General features: G+C 63.2%; 17 protein-coding genes. 5 read left to right on the forward strand and 12 right to left on the reverse strand.

What is annotated here, in order from left to right; genetic code table 11:
• Positions 1-66: 66 nt before the first annotated feature.
• From leuS to DM374_RS05985, 5 genes are all read left to right on the forward strand, one after another.
• Positions 67-2673: a leucine--tRNA ligase gene (gene leuS, locus DM374_RS05965; RefSeq protein ID WP_110969038.1), complete on the forward strand. Its 2607-nt coding sequence runs from the start codon at positions 67-69 to the stop codon at positions 2671-2673.
• 66 nt (positions 2674-2739) lie between these two features.
• Positions 2740-3345 carry an LPS-assembly lipoprotein LptE gene (locus tag DM374_RS05970; protein ID WP_110969039.1) on the forward strand — a complete coding sequence of 202 codons (606 nt, stop codon included), beginning with the start codon at positions 2740-2742 and terminating at the stop codon, positions 3343-3345.
• Between the two features lie 36 nt (positions 3346-3381).
• Positions 3382-4419, forward strand: a complete 1038-nt coding sequence (gene holA / locus DM374_RS05975) for a DNA polymerase III subunit delta (protein WP_110969040.1) — start codon at positions 3382-3384, stop codon at positions 4417-4419.
• A gap of 86 nt (positions 4420-4505) precedes the next feature.
• Positions 4506-4670 (forward strand): alternative ribosome rescue factor ArfA, encoded by a 165-nt coding sequence (arfA, locus tag DM374_RS05980; protein WP_110969041.1) that lies wholly within the window; start codon positions 4506-4508, stop codon positions 4668-4670.
• A 61-nt stretch (positions 4671-4731) separates the two neighbouring features.
• Positions 4732-6042: a lytic murein transglycosylase gene (locus DM374_RS05985; protein ID WP_110969042.1), complete on the forward strand. Its 1311-nt coding sequence runs from the start codon at positions 4732-4734 to the stop codon at positions 6040-6042.
• Positions 6043-6193: 151 nt separating this feature from the next.
• Here DM374_RS05985 and lipA read toward each other — a convergent pair whose 3' ends face one another.
• From lipA to DM374_RS06045, 12 genes are all read right to left on the reverse strand, one after another.
• Positions 6194-7192: a lipoyl synthase gene (gene lipA, locus DM374_RS05990; RefSeq protein WP_095159319.1), complete on the reverse strand. Its 999-nt coding sequence runs from the start codon at positions 7190-7192 to the stop codon at positions 6194-6196.
• A 2-nt stretch (positions 7193-7194) separates the two neighbouring features.
• Complete coding sequence (gene lipB / locus DM374_RS05995; RefSeq protein WP_110969043.1) at positions 7195-7842, reverse strand: lipoyl(octanoyl) transferase LipB; 648 nt, start codon at positions 7840-7842, stop codon at positions 7195-7197.
• Complete coding sequence (locus tag DM374_RS06000) at positions 7842-8117, reverse strand: DUF493 domain-containing protein (protein WP_110969044.1); 276 nt, start codon at positions 8115-8117, stop codon at positions 7842-7844. The genes lipB and DM374_RS06000 overlap by 1 nt, the downstream gene beginning before the upstream one ends.
• A 74-nt stretch (positions 8118-8191) precedes the next feature.
• Positions 8192-9352 carry a D-alanyl-D-alanine carboxypeptidase family protein gene (locus DM374_RS06005; RefSeq protein ID WP_110969045.1) on the reverse strand — a complete coding sequence of 387 codons (1161 nt, stop codon included), beginning with the start codon at positions 9350-9352 and terminating at the stop codon, positions 8192-8194.
• 146 nt (positions 9353-9498) lie between these two features.
• Positions 9499-10497: a septal ring lytic transglycosylase RlpA family protein gene (locus DM374_RS06010; protein WP_095159323.1), complete on the reverse strand. Its 999-nt coding sequence runs from the start codon at positions 10495-10497 to the stop codon at positions 9499-9501.
• A complete protein-coding gene (gene mltB / locus DM374_RS06015; protein ID WP_110969046.1) occupies positions 10497-11507 on the reverse strand; it encodes a lytic murein transglycosylase B in 1011 nt (336 codons plus the stop codon). Before mltB ends, DM374_RS06010 begins: the two co-directional genes overlap by 1 nt.
• Positions 11508-11524: 17 nt before the next feature.
• A complete protein-coding gene (gene rodA, locus DM374_RS06020; protein WP_177431519.1) occupies positions 11525-12628 on the reverse strand; it encodes a rod shape-determining protein RodA in 1104 nt (367 codons plus the stop codon).
• A gap of 38 nt (positions 12629-12666) precedes the next feature.
• The gene (gene mrdA, locus DM374_RS06025) at positions 12667-14562 is read right to left on the reverse strand and encodes a penicillin-binding protein 2 (protein ID WP_095159325.1); all 1896 of its coding nucleotides are present in this window, start codon (positions 14560-14562) and stop codon (positions 12667-12669) included.
• Between the two features lie 17 nt (positions 14563-14579).
• Positions 14580-15047, reverse strand: a complete 468-nt coding sequence (gene rlmH / locus DM374_RS06030) for a 23S rRNA (pseudouridine(1915)-N(3))-methyltransferase RlmH (RefSeq protein WP_009397919.1) — start codon at positions 15045-15047, stop codon at positions 14580-14582.
• A 9-nt stretch (positions 15048-15056) separates the two neighbouring features.
• A complete protein-coding gene (gene rsfS, locus DM374_RS06035; RefSeq protein WP_095159326.1) occupies positions 15057-15476 on the reverse strand; it encodes a ribosome silencing factor in 420 nt (139 codons plus the stop codon).
• Between the two features lie 51 nt (positions 15477-15527).
• Positions 15528-16181 (reverse strand): nicotinate-nucleotide adenylyltransferase, encoded by a 654-nt coding sequence (gene nadD / locus DM374_RS06040; RefSeq protein WP_095159327.1) that lies wholly within the window; start codon positions 16179-16181, stop codon positions 15528-15530.
• Position 16182: 1 nt separating this feature from the next.
• Positions 16183-17454, reverse strand: coding sequence for a glutamate-5-semialdehyde dehydrogenase (locus tag DM374_RS06045; RefSeq protein WP_110969048.1), 1272 nt, complete (start codon positions 17452-17454; stop codon positions 16183-16185).
• Between the last annotated feature and the right edge of the window lie 249 nt (positions 17455-17703).

Consider the following 17703-nt stretch of genomic DNA (forward strand, 5'->3'; position numbering starts at 1 on the left):
TTACCGGGCACAAACGGTTTTCAACCGGCCTGGATAAGGTCTCCCATTTCTCAGCGCAAAGTAGCCATGCACGAACACTATCAGCCCCGCGAAATCGAAGCCGCCGCCCAGTCCTACTGGGACGAGCACAAGTCTTTTGAAGTCAGTGAACAGCCAGGCAAGGACACTTACTACTGCCTGTCGATGTTCCCGTACCCGAGCGGCAAGCTACACATGGGGCACGTGCGCAACTACACCATCGGCGACGTGATCGCGCGCTACCAGCGCATGCTCGGCAAGAACGTCCTGCAGCCGATGGGCTGGGACGCCTTCGGCATGCCGGCAGAAAACGCCGCGATGAAAAACAACGTCGCGCCGGCCAAGTGGACCTACGAAAACATCGACTACATGAAGACCCAGCTCAAGAGCCTGGGCCTGGCCATCGACTGGTCGCGTGAAGTCACCACCTGCAAGCCGGACTACTACCGCTGGGAGCAGTGGCTGTTCACCCGCCTGTTCGAAAAAGGCGTGATCTACCGCAAGAACGGTACCGTGAACTGGGACCCGGCCGATCAGACCGTACTGGCCAACGAGCAAGTCATCGACGGCCGTGGCTGGCGTTCGGGCGCGCTGATCGAGAAGCGCGAAATCCCGATGTACTACTTCAAGATCACCGACTACGCCGACGAACTGCTGGAAAGCCTCGACGATCTGCCGGGCTGGCCTGAGCAGGTCAAGACCATGCAGCGCAACTGGATCGGCAAGTCCCGCGGCATGGAAGTGCAGTTCCCCTATGACGAGGCGAGCATCGGCGAAGCCGGCGCGCTGAAAGTCTTCACGACCCGCCCCGACACCCTGATGGGCGCGACCTACGTCGCCGTCGCCGCGGAGCACCCGCTGGCCACCCTCGCAGCTCAAGGCAACCCGGAGCTTCAAGCGTTCATCGACGAATGCAAGAGCGGTAGCGTCGCCGAAGCCGACATCGCCACCCAGGAAAAGAAAGGCGTGGCCACCTCGTTGTTGGTCCGCCATCCACTGACCGGCGAAAAACTGCCGGTGTGGGTCGCCAACTACGTGCTTATGCACTACGGCGACGGCGCGGTCATGGCTGTACCGGCTCACGACGAACGCGACTTCGAATTCGCCACCAAGTACCAACTGCCGATCAAGGCTGTGGTCCGCACCAGTGCCGGTGATGAAGTCGGCAGCGAATGGCAGGCCGCCTACGGCGAGCATGGCCAGCTGATCAACTCCGGCGAATTCGACGGCCTGGACTTCGCCGGCGCCTTCGACGCCATCGAAGCCGCGCTGATCCGCAAGGAGTCGGGCAAGTCTCGCACCCAGTTCCGCCTGCGCGACTGGGGCATCAGCCGCCAGCGCTACTGGGGCTGCCCGATCCCGATCATCCATTGCCCGTCCTGCGGCGATGTGCCGGTGCCGGAAGACCAGTTGCCGGTCACCCTGCCGGAGAACGTGGTGCCGGATGGCGCCGGTTCGCCACTGGCGCGCATGCCCGAGTTCTACGAGTGCACCTGCCCGAAATGCGGCACTGCGGCCAAGCGTGAAACCGACACCATGGACACCTTCGTCGAGTCGTCCTGGTACTTCGCCCGCTACGCGTCGCCGAACTACGAAGGTGGCCTGGTCGATCCGAAAGCGGCCAACCACTGGTTGCCGGTCGACCAGTACATCGGCGGCATCGAACACGCGATCCTGCACCTGCTCTACGCGCGCTTCTTCCACAAGCTGATGCGCGACGAAGGTCTGGTCAGTTCCAGCGAGCCGTTCAAGAACCTGCTGACCCAGGGCATGGTGGTCGCCGAGACCTACTACCGCGTTGCCAGCAATGGCGGCAAGGACTGGTTCAACCCGGCCGACGTCGAGCTCGAGCGCGATGCCAAAGCCAAGATCATCGCCGCACGCCTGAAGACCGACGGCCTGCCGGTGGAAATCGGCGGCACCGAGAAGATGTCCAAGTCCAAGAACAACGGCGTTGACCCGCAGTCGATGATCGATGCCTACGGCGCCGACACCTGCCGCCTGTTCATGATGTTCGCCTCGCCGCCTGACATGAGCCTGGAATGGTCCGACTCCGGCGTCGAGGGTGCCAGCCGCTTCCTGCGCCGTGTCTGGCGCCTGGCTCAAGCGCACGTCGCCCAGGGACTGCCGGCCAAGGCCGACCTGAGCAGCCTGAGCGACGCGCAGAAAGCCGTGCGTCGCGCCACGCACTCGGCGATTCGCCAGGCCAGCATCGATGTCGGCCAGCACCACAAATTCAACACGGCCATCGCCCAGGTGATGACCCTGATGAACGTGCTGGAAAAGGCCGCGCAAGACAGCGAGCTGGACCGCGCGCTGATCCAGGAAGGTCTGGAAGCCGTGACCCTGATTCTCGCGCCGATCACCCCGCACATCAGCCATGGCCTGTGGCAGAGCCTCGGCCATAGCGGCCCGGCGATCAATGCCGGCTGGCCAGCCGTGGACGAAAGCGCCCTGGTGCAGGACAGCCTCCAACTGGTCATCCAGGTCAACGGCAAGCTGCGCGGGCAGATCGAAATGCCTGCCGCCGCCAGCCGCGAGGACGTCGAAGCCGCCGCACGCAGCAACGAAAACGTGCTGCGCTTCACTGAAGGCCTGACGATCCGCAAGGTCATCGTGGTGCCCGGCAAGCTGGTCAACATCGTCGCCAACTGACAGGACCGGGCGCCCCGGCGGGCGCCCGCACAGACAAGGCCCACAAGGTTTCAAGGGAGCAACAAGATGATCAAACGCAATTTGTTGGTAATAGGCCTGGCGGTAATGCTCAGCGCCTGCGGTTTCCAACTGCGTGGTACCGGGACCAACGAGCTGGCCATCAAGGAACTGGATGTGAGCGCCCGTAACGCTTACGGCGAAACGGTCACTCAACTGCGCGACGTGCTGAAGAACAGTGGCGTCAACGTTCATGCTGGCGCGCCGTTCAAACTGGTACTGACCAACGAAATCGAAAACCAGCGCGCCGCCAGCTACGCCGGCTCCGCACGCTCGGTGGAATACGAGCTGAGCACCGAACTGTCCTACGAGATCCAGGGCCAGAACAACACGCAGTTGCTTGCCGACAAGCTGGAAGTCCGCAAGATCTACGTGCATGACGGCAACAACATCACTGGCTCCGGCCAGGAAGCCGGCCAGATCCGCAAGGAAATGCGTCGCGACCTGGTACAGAACATGGTGCTGCGCCTGCAACTGCTGACCCCGGCCCAGCTCGACGAGCTGCAAGCCAAGGCCGACGAACGCGCCCGGGCAGAAGCCGAGGCACTGGAAGCGGCCCGCCGCGCCCAGGCAGCCCAACCCCAGCAATCGCCGCTGGAAATCCCGGCCCGCTGAGGCTGAACGGGGCGCTTCGGCGCCCCGACTTCTTTTATGAAACTTGCTCCCGCCCAGCTCAACAAGCACCTGCAAGGCGCACTCGCCCCGGTTTATGTGGTCAGCGGCGATGATCCGCTGCTGTGCCAGGAAGCCGCCGACGCCATTCGCCTGGCTGCGCGCCAGCAGGGCTTCGATGAGCGTCAGGTATTCAGCGCCGATGCCAACTTCGACTGGGGCACCCTGCTCCAGGCAGGTGCCAGCCTCTCGCTGTTCGCTCAGAAACGCGTGCTGGAACTGCGCCTGCCCTCCGGCAAACCCGGCGACAAGGGCGCTGCGGCGCTGATCGAATATTGCTCACGCCCCGCCGAAGACACCCTTCTGCTGATCAGCCTGCCCAAGCTCGACGGCAGTGCGCAGAAAACCAAGTGGGGCAAGGCGCTGGTCGAGGGACCACAGGTACAGTTCCTCCAGATCTGGCCGGTCGACACCCAGCAACTGCCGCAATGGATCAACCAGCGCCTGGCCCAGGCCGGGTTGGCGGCGCAGCGTGATGCGGTGGAACTGATTGCCGCACGGGTCGAAGGCAACTTGCTGGCCGCCGCCCAGGAAATCGAAAAGCTCAAGCTGCTCGCCGACGGCAACACCATCACCGTGGAAACGGTACAGGGTGCGGTCGCCGACAGCGCGCGCTTCGACGTCTTTGGCCTGGTCGACGCCATTCTCAATGGCGAAGCCGCCCACGCGCTGCGCATGCTCGAAGGCCTGCGCGGCGAAGGCGTCGAGCCGCCGGTGATTCTCTGGGCCCTGGCCCGGGAACTGCGGGTACTCACCGGTCTGGCCCAGCAGTACAGCCAGGGCGTGCCACTGGACAAAGCCTTCAGCCAGGCTCGTCCGCCGGTCTGGGACAAGCGCAAGCCACTGATGAGCAAGGCACTGCAACGCCATTCAGCGCAGCGCTGGGGCCAACTGCTGTTTGACGCCCAGCGCATCGACGCGCAAATCAAGGGCCAGGCCCAAGGCTCGCCATGGACCAGCCTGACCCGCCTTTCGCTGCTGATGGCCGGGCAGCGCCTGAGCCTGCCGGCGGAATAACTGCCAGGATCGTGACCGACGGCCTTGCGACCGACGCGTGACAGCCCTATAGTTCGCGCCGAATCCACCCAGGCAGGACCTCCTCCATGAGCAAGAAACCGGCAAAATCCCGGCCGAACAAGGCCAAATCCATCATTGCCCAACCCCTGTTCCGCAGCCGCCAGGAACAACCGGAAAAGGGCAAAGGCAGCTACCGCCGCGAAGCCTTCCAATCGAGAGATTGGGAGGCTTCTTGCTTTAAGGCCGCATGAAGGCAGGAAATCCACAGGCATGATATGGTCGTCACCTGACCCGTATTACCTGGATTTGTGCATGCCCTTCCGCCTTTCCCGTCGCTGGCAACTCCGCCATCTGACCGCTGCTTTCAGCCTCATCCTGCTCGTTGCCTGCGCCGAGCACCCGACCGCCGCCGATGCCCTGCCCATCGCGCCAGTCCAGCCGGCCCCGGTTCTTGTCCAGCCCACGCCATCCGCCGATATCGAAGTCCAGCCGCAGCAAACGTTCGCCGAGTGGCAAGTCAGTTTCCGTCAGCAGGCGCTGCAGGCCGGCGTATCGCCAAGCCTGTTCGACCGCGCCTTTGCCGGCATCACCCCGGACATGGATGTGATCAAGGCCGACCGTAGCCAGCCGGAGTTCAGCCGCCCGGTATGGGAATACCTTGATGGTGCGCTGTCGCCGCTACGGGTGCGCAACGGCAAGGCATTGCTGACGCAGAACAGCGAACTGCTGAGCCGCATCGAACAACGCTACGGTGTGGAACGCAATGTGCTGGTGTCCGTCTGGGGCATGGAAAGCAATTTCGGCCAGTTCCAGGGCAACAAATCGGTGATCCGTTCCCTCGCGACCCTGGCCTATGAAGGCCGTCGCCCGGCGTTCGCCCAGGCGCAGCTGCTAGCAGCGCTGAAGATCCTGCAGAACGGCGATATCGCTCCCGAAGCCATGCGCGGCTCCTGGGCCGGCGCCATGGGCCAGACACAGTTCATCCCCACCACCTACGACACCCATGCCGTGGACTTCGACGGTGATGGCCGCCGCGACATCTGGAACAGTTCCGCCGACGCCCTTGCCTCAACCGCCCACTACCTGCAAAGCTCAGGCTGGAAACGTGGTGAGCCTTGGGGCTTCGAGGTCGAGCTGGCACCGGGCTTCGACTATTGGCTGGCTGACGGCACCCAACGCAAAACCGTTGCCGAGTGGCTGCGCCTGGGTCTGAAACTGCCAGCCGGTGCTCGCGTTCCGGCCGGCAGCGAGCAACTCTCCGCCGCCCTGATATTGCCTGCGGGCTACCGTGGTCCGGCGTTCCTGGTGCTCGACAACTTCCGCGCGATCCTCAAGTACAACAACTCGTCGTCTTACGCCTTGGCCGTCAGCCTGCTGAACGAGCGCTTCGACGGCGCCGGTTACATCCGCGGTGCCTGGCCCAAGGACGATCTGCCGTTGAGCCGCAGCGAGCGCATCGAGCTGCAGGACCGGCTCAATGCCACCGGGCATGAGGCCGGCACGGCGGACGGCATCATCGGCGCCAATACCCGCAAAGCGATTCGCAATGCCCAACAGACCTTGGGCTGGCCGGCGGACGGGTATCCGACACACAAGTTGCTGGATAGCCTGCGCGCGCGCTGACGCACGCGCGAGCTGCAAGTTTCGAGCTGCAAGCGACAAGCAGAAGCAGCTCGCGGCACTACGCCCATCCTCTTGCAGCTTGAGGCTTGTAACTTGAAACTAAAAAGCCCCCGCACCTTCTCAGGTGCGGGGGCTTTTTTACAGGCCGGGATCAGAGCTTGATCTTGGCCTCATGCGCCTGCTGGTCGGCGTGGTACGAGGAACGTACCAGCGGACCGGAAGCGACGTTCTTGAAGCCCATCTTGTAACCTTCCTCGGCGAACCAGGCGAAGGTGTCCGGGTGGACGAAGCGCTGCACCGGCAGGTGGCTACGGGACGGTTGCAGGTACTGGCCGAGGGTCAGCATGTCGATGTTGTGCTCGCGCATGCGGTGCATGACTTCGATCACTTCGTCATCGGTCTCGCCCAGGCCAAGCATCAGGCCAGACTTGGTCGGTACGTGCGGCACCAGTTCCTTGAACTTCTCCAGCAGGGTCAGCGACCACTGGTAGTCCGAGCCCGGACGCGCGGCCTTGTACAGACGCGGCACGGTTTCCAGGTTGTGGTTGAACACATCCGGCGGCTCCTGGGCGGTGATCGCCAGGGCCACATCCATACGACCACGGTAGTCCGGAACGAGGGTTTCCAGTTGGACACCCGGGGACAGTGCGCGAATCTCGCGGATGCAATCGGCGAAGTGCTGGGCACCGCCATCACGCAGGTCGTCACGGTCCACCGAGGTGATGACCACGTACTTCAGGCGCAGGTCGGCGATGGCTACCGCCAGGTTCTTCGGCTCGTCGGCGTCCAGCGCCTTGGGGCGGCCATGGCCGACGTCGCAGAACGGGCAGCGACGGGTGCAGATGTCACCCATGATCATGAAGGTCGCGGTACCGCCGGAGAAGCACTCGCCCAGGTTCGGGCAGGATGCCTCTTCGCAAACGCTGTGCAGCTTGTGTTTGCGCAGCAGTTGCTTGATGCGATCGATCTCCGGAGAAATCGGGATGCGCACGCGGATCCAGTCGGGTTTCTTCGGCAGTTCGTCAGTGGGGATGATCTTTACCGGGATACGCGCAACCTTCTCGGCGCCACGCAGTTTCACACCGGCTTCAACCTTCGGCCGAGGGGCCGGGGTCACGGTGCTTTGCACCAGTTCTTGCACAATAGTCATTTTCAGTCGATTCCGCCCGCAAGGGTCGTCTGCTCAGCATAATCGAGGTGCTTGACCAGCTGTCCGCGCAGCCTTGCCCTGACCTCGGAGAGTTCGATCGGGCCTGCCTGGTCGCGTAGCTGGGTCATTGCCAGCCCGGCATACCCGCAGGGATTAATTCGGCGGAATGGCGCAAGGTCCATGTCCACATTCAAGGCAAGGCCATGGAAAGAGCAGCCATTGCGGATTCGCAGGCCGAGGGACGCGATCTTCGCGCCATCGACATAAACACCCGGCGCATCGGGCTTGGCCGCAGCCTCGACACCGTAGCTGGCGAGCAACTCGACCAGGCAGCGCTCGATACGCGTCACCAGATCGCGAACACCAAAGCCCAGACGACGCACGTCGAGCAGGAGGTAGGCCACCAGTTGACCTGGGCCGTGGTAGGTCACCTGGCCACCGCGATCGGTCTGAACCACCGGGATATCGCCCGGTACCAGCAAGTGCTCGGCCTTGCCGGCCTGGCCCTGGGTGAAGACCGACGGGTGCTCGACCAGCCAGACTTCGTCGCCGCTACCCGGCTGACGCTGGTCGGTGAACCGGCGCATGGCTTCCAGCACCGGTTCGTAAGGCAGCAGGCCGAGGTCGCGAAAGCCGAGGCTGGCGGACATCAAAGCACCATTTTTACGATACCGGTGGCACGCAGGGCACTGTTGATGTCGTGCAATTGGTCTTCACCGGTAGCGATGATGTGCAGTTGCACGGTGGTGTATTTGCCTTCCTTGCTCTGGCGCTCAGCAAGCGTGGTCATATCGACCTCGGCGTATTTCTTGAGAACTTCGATCACGGTGTCCTTGAAGTGGACCACGGTGTCGCCAATTACCTTGATCGGGTAATCCGCGCAGGGGAATTCGATTTTTGGCGCTTTGACGTCAGCTTGAGTCATGGCAGTACCGGCCTCGTAAGCCGTGGCAACAACAATGCCCCTGCATGGTGGCAGGGGCATGGCAGGTCACGATATCAGTTGAACAACCCGTAGAAGAACAGACGAATGCTATCCCACACCCGGCGGAAGAAACCACCTTCCTCGACGCCGTCCAGCGCGATCAGGTCGGCGCTGTGAACAACGTTGTCATCCAGTTTGACTTCGACTTTACCGATCACGTCACCTTTGGCGATCGGTGCAACCAGTTGCGGGTTCATGGTCATGCTGGCGGCCAGTTTCTTCAATTGGCCTTTAGGCAACGTCATGGTCAGATCTTCGGCCAGACCGGCCTTGATCTGGCTGCTGGTGCCCTTCCAGACCTGGGCCTGAGCCAGCTCGGTGCCTTTCTGGTAGAAGGTCTGGGTTTCGAAGAAGCGGAAACCATAGGTCAGCAGCTTCTGGGTCTCGGCGGCGCGGGACTGTTCGCTGTTGGTACCGAATACCACGGCGATCAGGCGCATGCCGTCACGAACGGCGGACGACACCATGCAGTAGCCGGCTTCGTCGGTGTGGCCGGTCTTCAGGCCATCGACGGTCTTGTCACGCCACAGCAGCAGGTTGCGGTTGGGCTGCTTGATGTTGTTCCAGAAGAACTCTTTCTGCGAGTAGATCGCGTAGTGAGCCGGGTCTTCGTGGATGATCGCGCGAGCCAGCACGGCCATGTCGTGCGCCGAGGAGTAATGCTCCGGGTGCGGCAGGCCAGTCGGGTTCATGAAGTGGCTGTTGCTCATGCCGAGGTCGCCGGCGGTCTTGTTCATCATGTCGGCGAAGGCGTCTTCGCTGCCGGCGATGTGCTCGGCCAGCGCCACGCTGGCATCGTTACCCGACTGGATGATGATCCCGTGCAGCAGATCGCTGACGGTGACCTGGGTGCCGACCTTGATGAACATCCGCGAACCACCGGTGCGCCAGGCGTTTTCGCTGACGGTTACCGGGTCGCTCTCGCCGATCTGCCCGCGACGGATATCCAGGGTCGCGATGTAGGCGGTCATCAACTTGGTCAGGCTCGCCGGAGGCAGACGCTGGTCGCCATTGTTCTCGACCAGGATGTTGCCGCTGGAGGCTTCCATGAGCACGTAGGACTTGGCTGCCAGTTGCGGCGGCGACGGCATCATCTGCTCTGCCGCAAACGCGGCAGGGGTGATCATCAGCGGAACAAGCAGGCAAAGGCGTTTGGCAAAGGTGGTGATGTTCATCCGTCTCTCGAAATGGCTTATGGGCTCATGCCCTGAAGGGCAAAGTTACAAAAGGCGCTGCGACAAACCGCCGCGCCTGCGAGCAAAACCGCCATTGTACATGGCTGTTCGGCCCGGCTACATGACAAACCGACCAGTCCCCCCGGTCAGTCCGCCGTGACTACTTTCGCCTGTCCCAGGTTGGCCAGGCGTACGCTGTCCTGCGTCTGCTGGACCTCGCCCTGACTGCGGATCGGCCCCAGGCGCACGCGGTGCAGGGTCTGCTGGTTGCGCACGATGGAACTGATGAATACCGGCGCGCTGACCATGCCGCTCAACTTGGAGCGTAGCAACTCGGCGGCGTCCGGGTTGGCGAATGCGCCAACCTGCAGGAACGTGCCGCCATTGGCCGGCACGCTGTTGCTGGCGACCTGCACCGGCAGGACTGCTGCCGCGTGCTGCTGTGGCGGTGGCGTCCACTGTTCGACGGTGCCGGTGCTGGCCGCAATCGGCTTGGCCTGGGCCACTTGCGGCTGGTCGAGTACCAACGGCGCCGGACGACCCTTCTGGGCCCACCATTGCTGAGGATCAATGCCCTCGACGCGAACCCGCGCGGTGCCGGTTTCGGCGTAACCGAGCTTCTTCGCCGCCGCATAGGACAGGTCGATGATCCGGTCGGAATAGAACGGGCCGCGGTCGTTTACCCGCAGGATCACGCTGCGGTTGTTGTCCAGGTTGGTCACCTTGACGTAGGCCGGCAGCGGCAGGGTCTTGTGCGCCGCAGTCATGGCATAGAGGTCATAGACCTCGCCGTTGGCGGTGTTCTGCCCGTGGAACTTGGTGCCGTACCAGGACGCGGTGCCCTGGGCGACATAGTTGCGCGAGTCGGGGATCGGGAAGTAGGTCTTGCCCAGTACGGTGTAAGGGTTGGCCTTGTAGTTACCGGTGTGCACGGTTGGCGTGGCATCCGGGATCTTCGAGACATCGACGTCCCACCACGGCGCGCCGTCCTTGTGGGCCCGGTTGATGTCCAGCCCGGGCTTGGCGCGTACCACATTGCCGCTGCTGCTCTGGGTCGGGCGGCTGGAAGAACAACTGACCAGCACCAGGCCGAGAGCCGCGCAGCCCAGCAGTTTCAGCGATGTAGCAGAGAACAGTATGCGCATTACCGGGCGCCCCTTGCCTGAACCAGCAGGTCTGAAAGTTGATGTACCGCCATGGCGTACATCACGCTGCGGTTATAGCGCGTGATCGCGTAGAAGTTCTTCAGGCCAAGCCAGTACTCGGGGCCGTTTTCGCCTTCAAGCCGGAAAGCGGTGACCGGCAGATCATCGCGCAGCGCATCATGACTCGACCAGCCCAATGCCCGCAACTCCCCCACCGTCTTGACTGGCTCGATGCCCGGGCTCAGGCCTTCGTCGACACGTTCGCCACGGACCATGGCACGACTGACCACCGGTTCGCCGGCAACCCAACCGTGACGCTTGAAGTAGCTGGCGACGCTGCCGATGGCGTCGTCGGGGTTGTTCCAGATGTTGATGTGGCCGTCGCCGTCGAAGTCCACGGCGTAGGCGCGGAAGCTGCTCGGCATGAACTGCGGCAGCCCCATGGCACCGGCGTAGGAGCCCTTGAGGGTCAGCGGATCAATCTGCTCTTCGCGAGCCAGCAGCAGGAATTCACGCAGTTCCTTGCGGAAGAACGGGGCCCGCTGCGGGTAATCGAAGGCCAGGGTCGACAGCGCGTCGATGACCCGGTAGTTGCCGGTATTGCGGCCAAAGAAGGTCTCGACGCCGATGATCGAGACGATCACCTGGGCCGGTACGCCATATTCCTGCTCGGCGCGGGCCAGAGCGGCCTCGTGCTGGCGCCAGAAGTCCACGCCACGGGCGATGCGCGCGTCAGTGAGGAACATCGGCCGGTATTCTTTCCACGGTTTGACCCGCTCTGCGGGACGGGAAATCGCGTCGAGGATCGCCTGCTTGCGCTGGACATCGCGGAACACGCCCATCAACTGCTCACCGGCGAACCCGTAGTCACGGGTCATCTCGCCGACGAATTCGGCGACCTGGGGGGATCCATCGTAGTCGCCGGCGCTGGCCTGCTGCACGCCGCCGAACAGCCCGATAAGGCCCGCCAGAGGTACACAACGGGCCATCCAGCCACGCATTGCTTGCATCAAGAAATTCACCTTACTCAAACCTGCGCGATCCATTTGCGGTGGGTATGGATCGACATGAGAACGCCAAACGCTGACAGCAGCGTCACCAGCGAAGTTCCACCATAACTAATGAAGGGCAGCGGCACGCCCACGACGGGCAGCAACCCGCTGACCATGCCGATATTGACGAAGACATACACGAAGAAGGTCATGGTCAGGCTGCCGGCCAGCAACTTGCCAAACAGGGTCTGGGCCTGGGCGGTGATCACCAGCCCGCGGCCGATCAGCAGCAAATAGATCAGCAACAGCGCGCAAATGCCCACCAGGCCGAACTCTTCGCCGAGCACGGCGATGATGAAGTCGGTGTGGCTTTCCGGGAGGAAGTCCAGGTGCGACTGGGTGCCCAGCAGCCAACCTTTGCCGAATACGCCACCGGAACCGATCGCCGCCTTCGACTGGATGATGTTCCAGCCGGTGCCCAGCGGGTCGCTTTCCGGGTCGAGGAAGGTCAGTACCCGTTGCTTCTGGTAGTCATGCATGACGAAGAACCACATCGCCACAGCCACTGGCACGGCCGCCGCCAGCACGCTGATGATCCAGCGCCAGCGCAGCCCGCCCATGAACAGCACGAACGCACCGGACGCGAGGATCAACAGCGCGGTGCCGAGGTCCGGCTGGCGAACGATGAGGATGAACGGCAGGCCGATCAGCACCAGGCTGATCATTACGTGTTTCAGGTGCGGCGGCAGCGTGCGCTTGGCCAGGTACCAGGCGATGGTCGCCGGCATGATGATCTTCATGAATTCCGACGGCTGGAAACGAATCACCCCGGGGATGTTGATCCAGCGCGTCGCGCCCATGGCGTTGTGGCCCATGACGTCCACCACCACCAGCAGGATCACCCCGAACACGTAGGCCAACGGCACCCAGCGCGCCATGAAGCGCGGTTCGAGCTGGGCAATGACGAACATCGAGACCAGGCCGATACCGAACGACGAGGCTTGCTTGAGCAGCAGGTCCCAGTTCTTGCCGCTGGCCGAATAGAGGACGAACAGGCTGCCGGCCGCGAGGGTCAGCAGCAGGATCAGCAAAGGGCCGTCGACATGGATGCGCTGCAGGAAGCTGGCGCGACGACGCATCACGTCCTCGCTGGAGAGCATGCGATCGAAATTACTCTTCACGGGGCCGGTTCCTGGGCAACGGTGGCGGAGGGGTCAGCGTATTCGGGTTTGAGACGGCCATGTTCGTCCAGCAGCCAGGCGTCCATCACCTGACGCAGCACCGGCGCGGCGACACCCGAGCCGGACTCGCCGTTCTCGACCATCACCGAGATGACGATGCGCGGATCTTCGGCCGGAGCAAAACCGACGAACAGGGCGTGGTCGCGATGGCGTTCCTGGACCTTGTTGCGGTCGTATTTCTCGCCCTGCTTGATCGCCACGACCTGGGCCGTACCACTCTTGCCGGCAATCCGGTACTGGGCGCCGACAGCGGCTTTGCGCGCGGTGCCGCGGGCGCCGTGCATCACCTGTTCCATGCCGTGGGTGACCTTGGCCCAGTCGGACTTGTCACGCAGGACGATGTCTTCCATCGGGTTCGGATCGACCGGCGGCTGGCCTTCGATGGTCTTGGCCAGGTGCGGGCGGATCCACTTGCCCTTGCTGGCGATCAGCGAAATGGCCTGAGCCAGTTGCAGCGGCGTGGCCTGCATGTAGCCCTGGCCGATCCCGAGAATCAGCGTCTCGCCGGGGAACCAGGCCTGGCGGCGGGTGGCGCGTTTCCACTCGCGGGACGGCATCAGCCCCGGCGATTCCTCGAACATGTCCAGCGCGACCTTCTGGCCGATGCCGAAGCGGTTCATGTAGCTGGACAGCTTGTCGATGCCCATCTTGTGCGCGAGGTCGTAGAAGTAGGTGTCGTTGGACCGCATGATTGCCGTGTCGAGGTCGACCCAGCCGTCACCGGTGCGGTTCCAGTTGCGGTATTTGTGATCGTAATTGGGCAGTTGGTAGTAGCCCGGGTCGAACACCCGCGTCGAGGCGTTGACCACCCCGGAATCGAGGCCGGCGACGGCAACGGCGGGCTTGATGGTCGAGCCCGGAGGATAGAGCCCGCGCAGCACGCGGTTGAACAACGGCCGGTCGATCGAGTCACGCAGCTCGGCGTAGGCCTTGAAACTGATGCCGGTGACGAACAGGTTCGGGTCGAAGCTCGGCTGGCTGACCATCGCCAGCACTTCGCCGGTTTTCGGGTCGAGGGCCACGATGGCGCCACGACGTCCGCCCAATGCGGCTTCGGCAGCTTCCTGCAGCTTGATGTCGAGGCTCAGGACGATGTCCTTGCCGGGAATCGGGTCAGTCCGCTTGAGCACCCGCAACACTCGGCCGCGGGCGTTGGTCTCGACTTCCTCGTAACCCACCTGGCCGTGCAACTCGGGCTCGTAGAAGCGCTCGATGCCGGTCTTGCCGATATGGTGGGTGCCGCTGTAGTTGACCGGATCGAGGACCTTCGCCTCTTTCTCGTTGATCCGTCCGACATAGCCGACCGAATGGGCGAAATGCGCCCCCTGTGGGTAATGCCGCACCAACTGCGCCACCACTTCCACACCGGGCAGGCGGAACTGGTTCACCGCAACCCGAGCGATCTGCTCCTCGGTCAGCTCGAACAGGATCGGCACCGGTTCGAATGGCCGACGCCCCTGTTTCATGCGCTTCTCGAACAGCGCGCGGTCATCCGGGGTCAGCTCCAGCACCTCGACGATGACGTCGAGGACTGCCTGCCAGTCGCCGGAACGCTCCCGGGTCATGCTCAGGCTGAAGCTGGGACGGTTGTCGGCGATGATCACGCCATTGCGGTCGAAGATCAGCCCGCGGGTCGGCGGAATCGGCTGCACATGCACCCGATTGTTCTCCGACAGCGTGGAGTGATACTCGTACTGGATCACCTGCAGGTAATACAGGCGGGCGATCAGCACGCAGATCAGCAGAAGGATCGCCACTGCACCGACCACGACGCGGCTACGCACCAGACGGGCGTCTTTCTCGTGATCCTTGAGGCGAATCGGCTGCGACATTGAAAAGGCTTACAGGCTTATTTGTGGTAAGGGTGCCCGGACAAAACAGTCCAGGCGCGATAAATCTGTTCGCCAATCAGTATCCGTACCAATGGGTGTGGCAGGGTCAGCGGAGACAGCGACCAACGCTGCTCGCTGCGCGCACAGACTTCCGGCGCCAGCCCTTCGGGGCCACCGACCATCAGGTTGACGGTACGCGAATCCAACCGCCAGCGGTCGAGCTCGACCGCCAGTTGCTCAGTGCTCCAGGGCTTGCCATGGACCTCCAGGGTGACAATCCGTTCCCCTGGCTGGACCTTGGCGAGCATGGCCTCGCCCTCCTGACGAATCAGGCGAGCGACGTCGGCATTCTTGCCCCGGGTGTTCAGCGGAATTTCCACCAGTTCCAGGGACAGCTCGGACGGCAGGCGCTTGGCATATTCATGCCAGCCTTCCTCGACCCACTTGGGCATGCGCGAGCCGACCGCGATCAGGCGCAGACGCATGACGCTTCCTTATTCCCGGTCTTTGAGCTTGTCGGAATAGTCGTGGACGTTTTCCGGACTGTGGTGCTTGCCATCGGCAGCGCGGCTTTGCTCGGCGCCAGCCCACAGACGCTCCAGATCGTAGAACTGGCGCGCGGCGGCGGTCATCATGTGGACGATGACATCGTTCAGGTCCAGCAGGACCCAGTCGCTGTCACCCTTGCCTTCTTCGCCCAGCGGCATGACGCCCTTGGTCTTGACGAACTCGCGAACCTTTTCTGCCATCGCGTTGATCTGGCGATTGGAGGTACCGGTGGCGATGATCATGTAGTCGGTCAGGCTGTGCTTGTCGTGCACGTCGATGACCTGGATATCCTGGGCCTTGACGTCTTCCAGGGCCGATTTGGTCAACTGGACCAGCTCTTCGCCGGTGATTTTCTGCTTGGTCATAAAAAACTCGTTCAACTCATTGAATGAGGCGCCCGCGGGGCGCCTGCAGTTCTACGCACGGTAAAGGCCGTGCGTTTCGATATAGGCCAGTACTGCGTCCGGCACCAGGAACCTCACCGACTTGCCGCTGGCCAGCAGCTGTCGGATTTGCGTGGCGGACACCGAAAGTGGTGTCTGCCAAACGAACGAAATGTTCCCCGCCGGGCCGGACATGGCGGTGGGATCGCTCTCCGAGCGCGCAGCCAGCAGGTTGCGCAACTCGTCAGGGGGCTCGACATCGGCATCCGGGCGTTGCAGCACCAGGATGTGACAATGTCGCAACAATTCTTCCCAGCGATGCCAGCCGGGCAGGCCGCAAAAGGCATCCCAGCCCAGCAGCAGGAACAACTGGTCGTCGGCGCCCAACTCGGCGCGCATCGACTCCAGGGTGTCGATGGTGTACGACGGCTTGTCGCGGGCCAGCTCACGGGCATCCACGCTCAGCCGGTCAACACCTTCGACGGCGCAGCTGACCATCGCCAGACGGTCCTGCGGCACCACATGCGGCGTATCGCGGTGCGGAGGCCGGGCGTTGGGCAGCAGGCGCACCTCGTCGAGCCCCATCAGCTCGACCACTTCCAGCGCACTGCGCAGGTGGCCGATGTGCACGGGGTCAAAGGTGCCGCCAAGCACGCCGATACGCCGGACCGCCTGGGCCTTGCTCAACTCAGCAGGACTCCTGTCCACGCAACTGGCCGTCACCGACGACCACGTATTTCTCGCACGTCAGGCCTTCCAGCCCGACCGGGCCGCGAGCGTGCAGCTTGTCGGTGGAAATGCCGATTTCCGCCCCCAGACCGTATTCGAAGCCATCGGCGAAGCAGGTCGGGGTGTTGATCATCACCGACGCCGAATCCACTTCGGCCACGAAACGCCGGGCCTGGCCCTGGTGTTCGGTGACGATGGAGTCAGTGTGGTGAGAACCATAGTGATTGATGTGTTCGATGGCCGCCTCGACACCGTCGACGATGCGGATCGACAGGATCGCCGCCAGGTACTCGGTGTGCCAGTCTTCCTCGGTCGCCGCGACGGCCTCGATGATCTGCCGGGTACGCTCGCAACCGCGCAGTTCGACGCCTTTTTCCCGGAACTGGCGGGCCATTTCCGGCAGGAACTCGGCTGCGACGGTAGCATCCACCAGCAGGGTTTCCATGGCACCACAGATGCCGTAGCGGTAGGTCTTGGCGTTGAAGGCGATGCGCCGGGCCTTGTCCAGTTCGGCATGCTCGCCGACATAAACGTGGCAAATGCCATCGAGGTGCTTGATGACTGGCACCCGGGCATCGCGGCTGATGCGCTCGATCAGGCCCTTGCCGCCACGGGGAACGATGACGTCGACGAATTCCGGCATGGTAATGAGCGCGCCCACCGCCTCGCGGTCGGTGACTTCCACCACCTGGACCACTGCCGGCGGCAGGCCAGCCTCGGCCAGGCCGCGCTGGATACAGGCGGCGATGGCGCGGTTGGAGTGAATCGCCTCGGAACCGCCGCGCAGGATGGTGGCGTTACCCGACTTCAGGCACAGACTGGCGGCGTCGATGGTCACGTTCGGCCGCGACTCGTAGATGATCCCGATCACACCCAGCGGCACCCGCATCTTGCCGACCTGAATGCCCGATGGCCGATAGCTCATGTCGCGGATCGCCCCGACCGGGTCCGGCAAAGTGGCCACCTGACGCAGACCGACGATCATGCCGTCGATGCGTGCCGGGGTCAGCGCCAGACGATCGAGCATGGCCGGTTCCAGGCCATTGGCCCGGCCGGCGGCCAGATCGAGTTCATTGGCAGCGGACAGTTCGGTGCGAGCCGCGTCCAGCGCGTTGGCGGCAGCGTGCAGGGCGCGGTTCTTCTGCGCGGTGCTGGCACGGCCGATCACGCGGGACGCCTCACGGGCGGCGCGACCCAGGCGGGTCATGTAGTCAAGAACGGACTCAGTCATGGGGCTCAGTGTCTTGGCGGAGGGGAAAATCGGACGAGTATAACTGCGACAGGGTTATACGCCCAGCGGTGACAGGCGGATGGTAGGACGTGAGTCACAGGAATATGGCCCTTCCTCAAATCCGCGTAGGAGCGAGCTTGCTCGCGAAGGGGGGAGCGCAGCCGCCACAGACAGGCTGATAGCGTCTCTCCCGTTCAGCTTCGATAAAGGAAGAAGTTGCTATCATCGGCACTTCGTCCCCCTGCCCAA

Origin of the sequence: Pseudomonas huaxiensis (assembly GCF_003231275.1) — a bacterium.
Classification (GTDB): Bacteria; Pseudomonadota; Gammaproteobacteria; order Pseudomonadales; family Pseudomonadaceae; genus Aquipseudomonas; species Aquipseudomonas huaxiensis.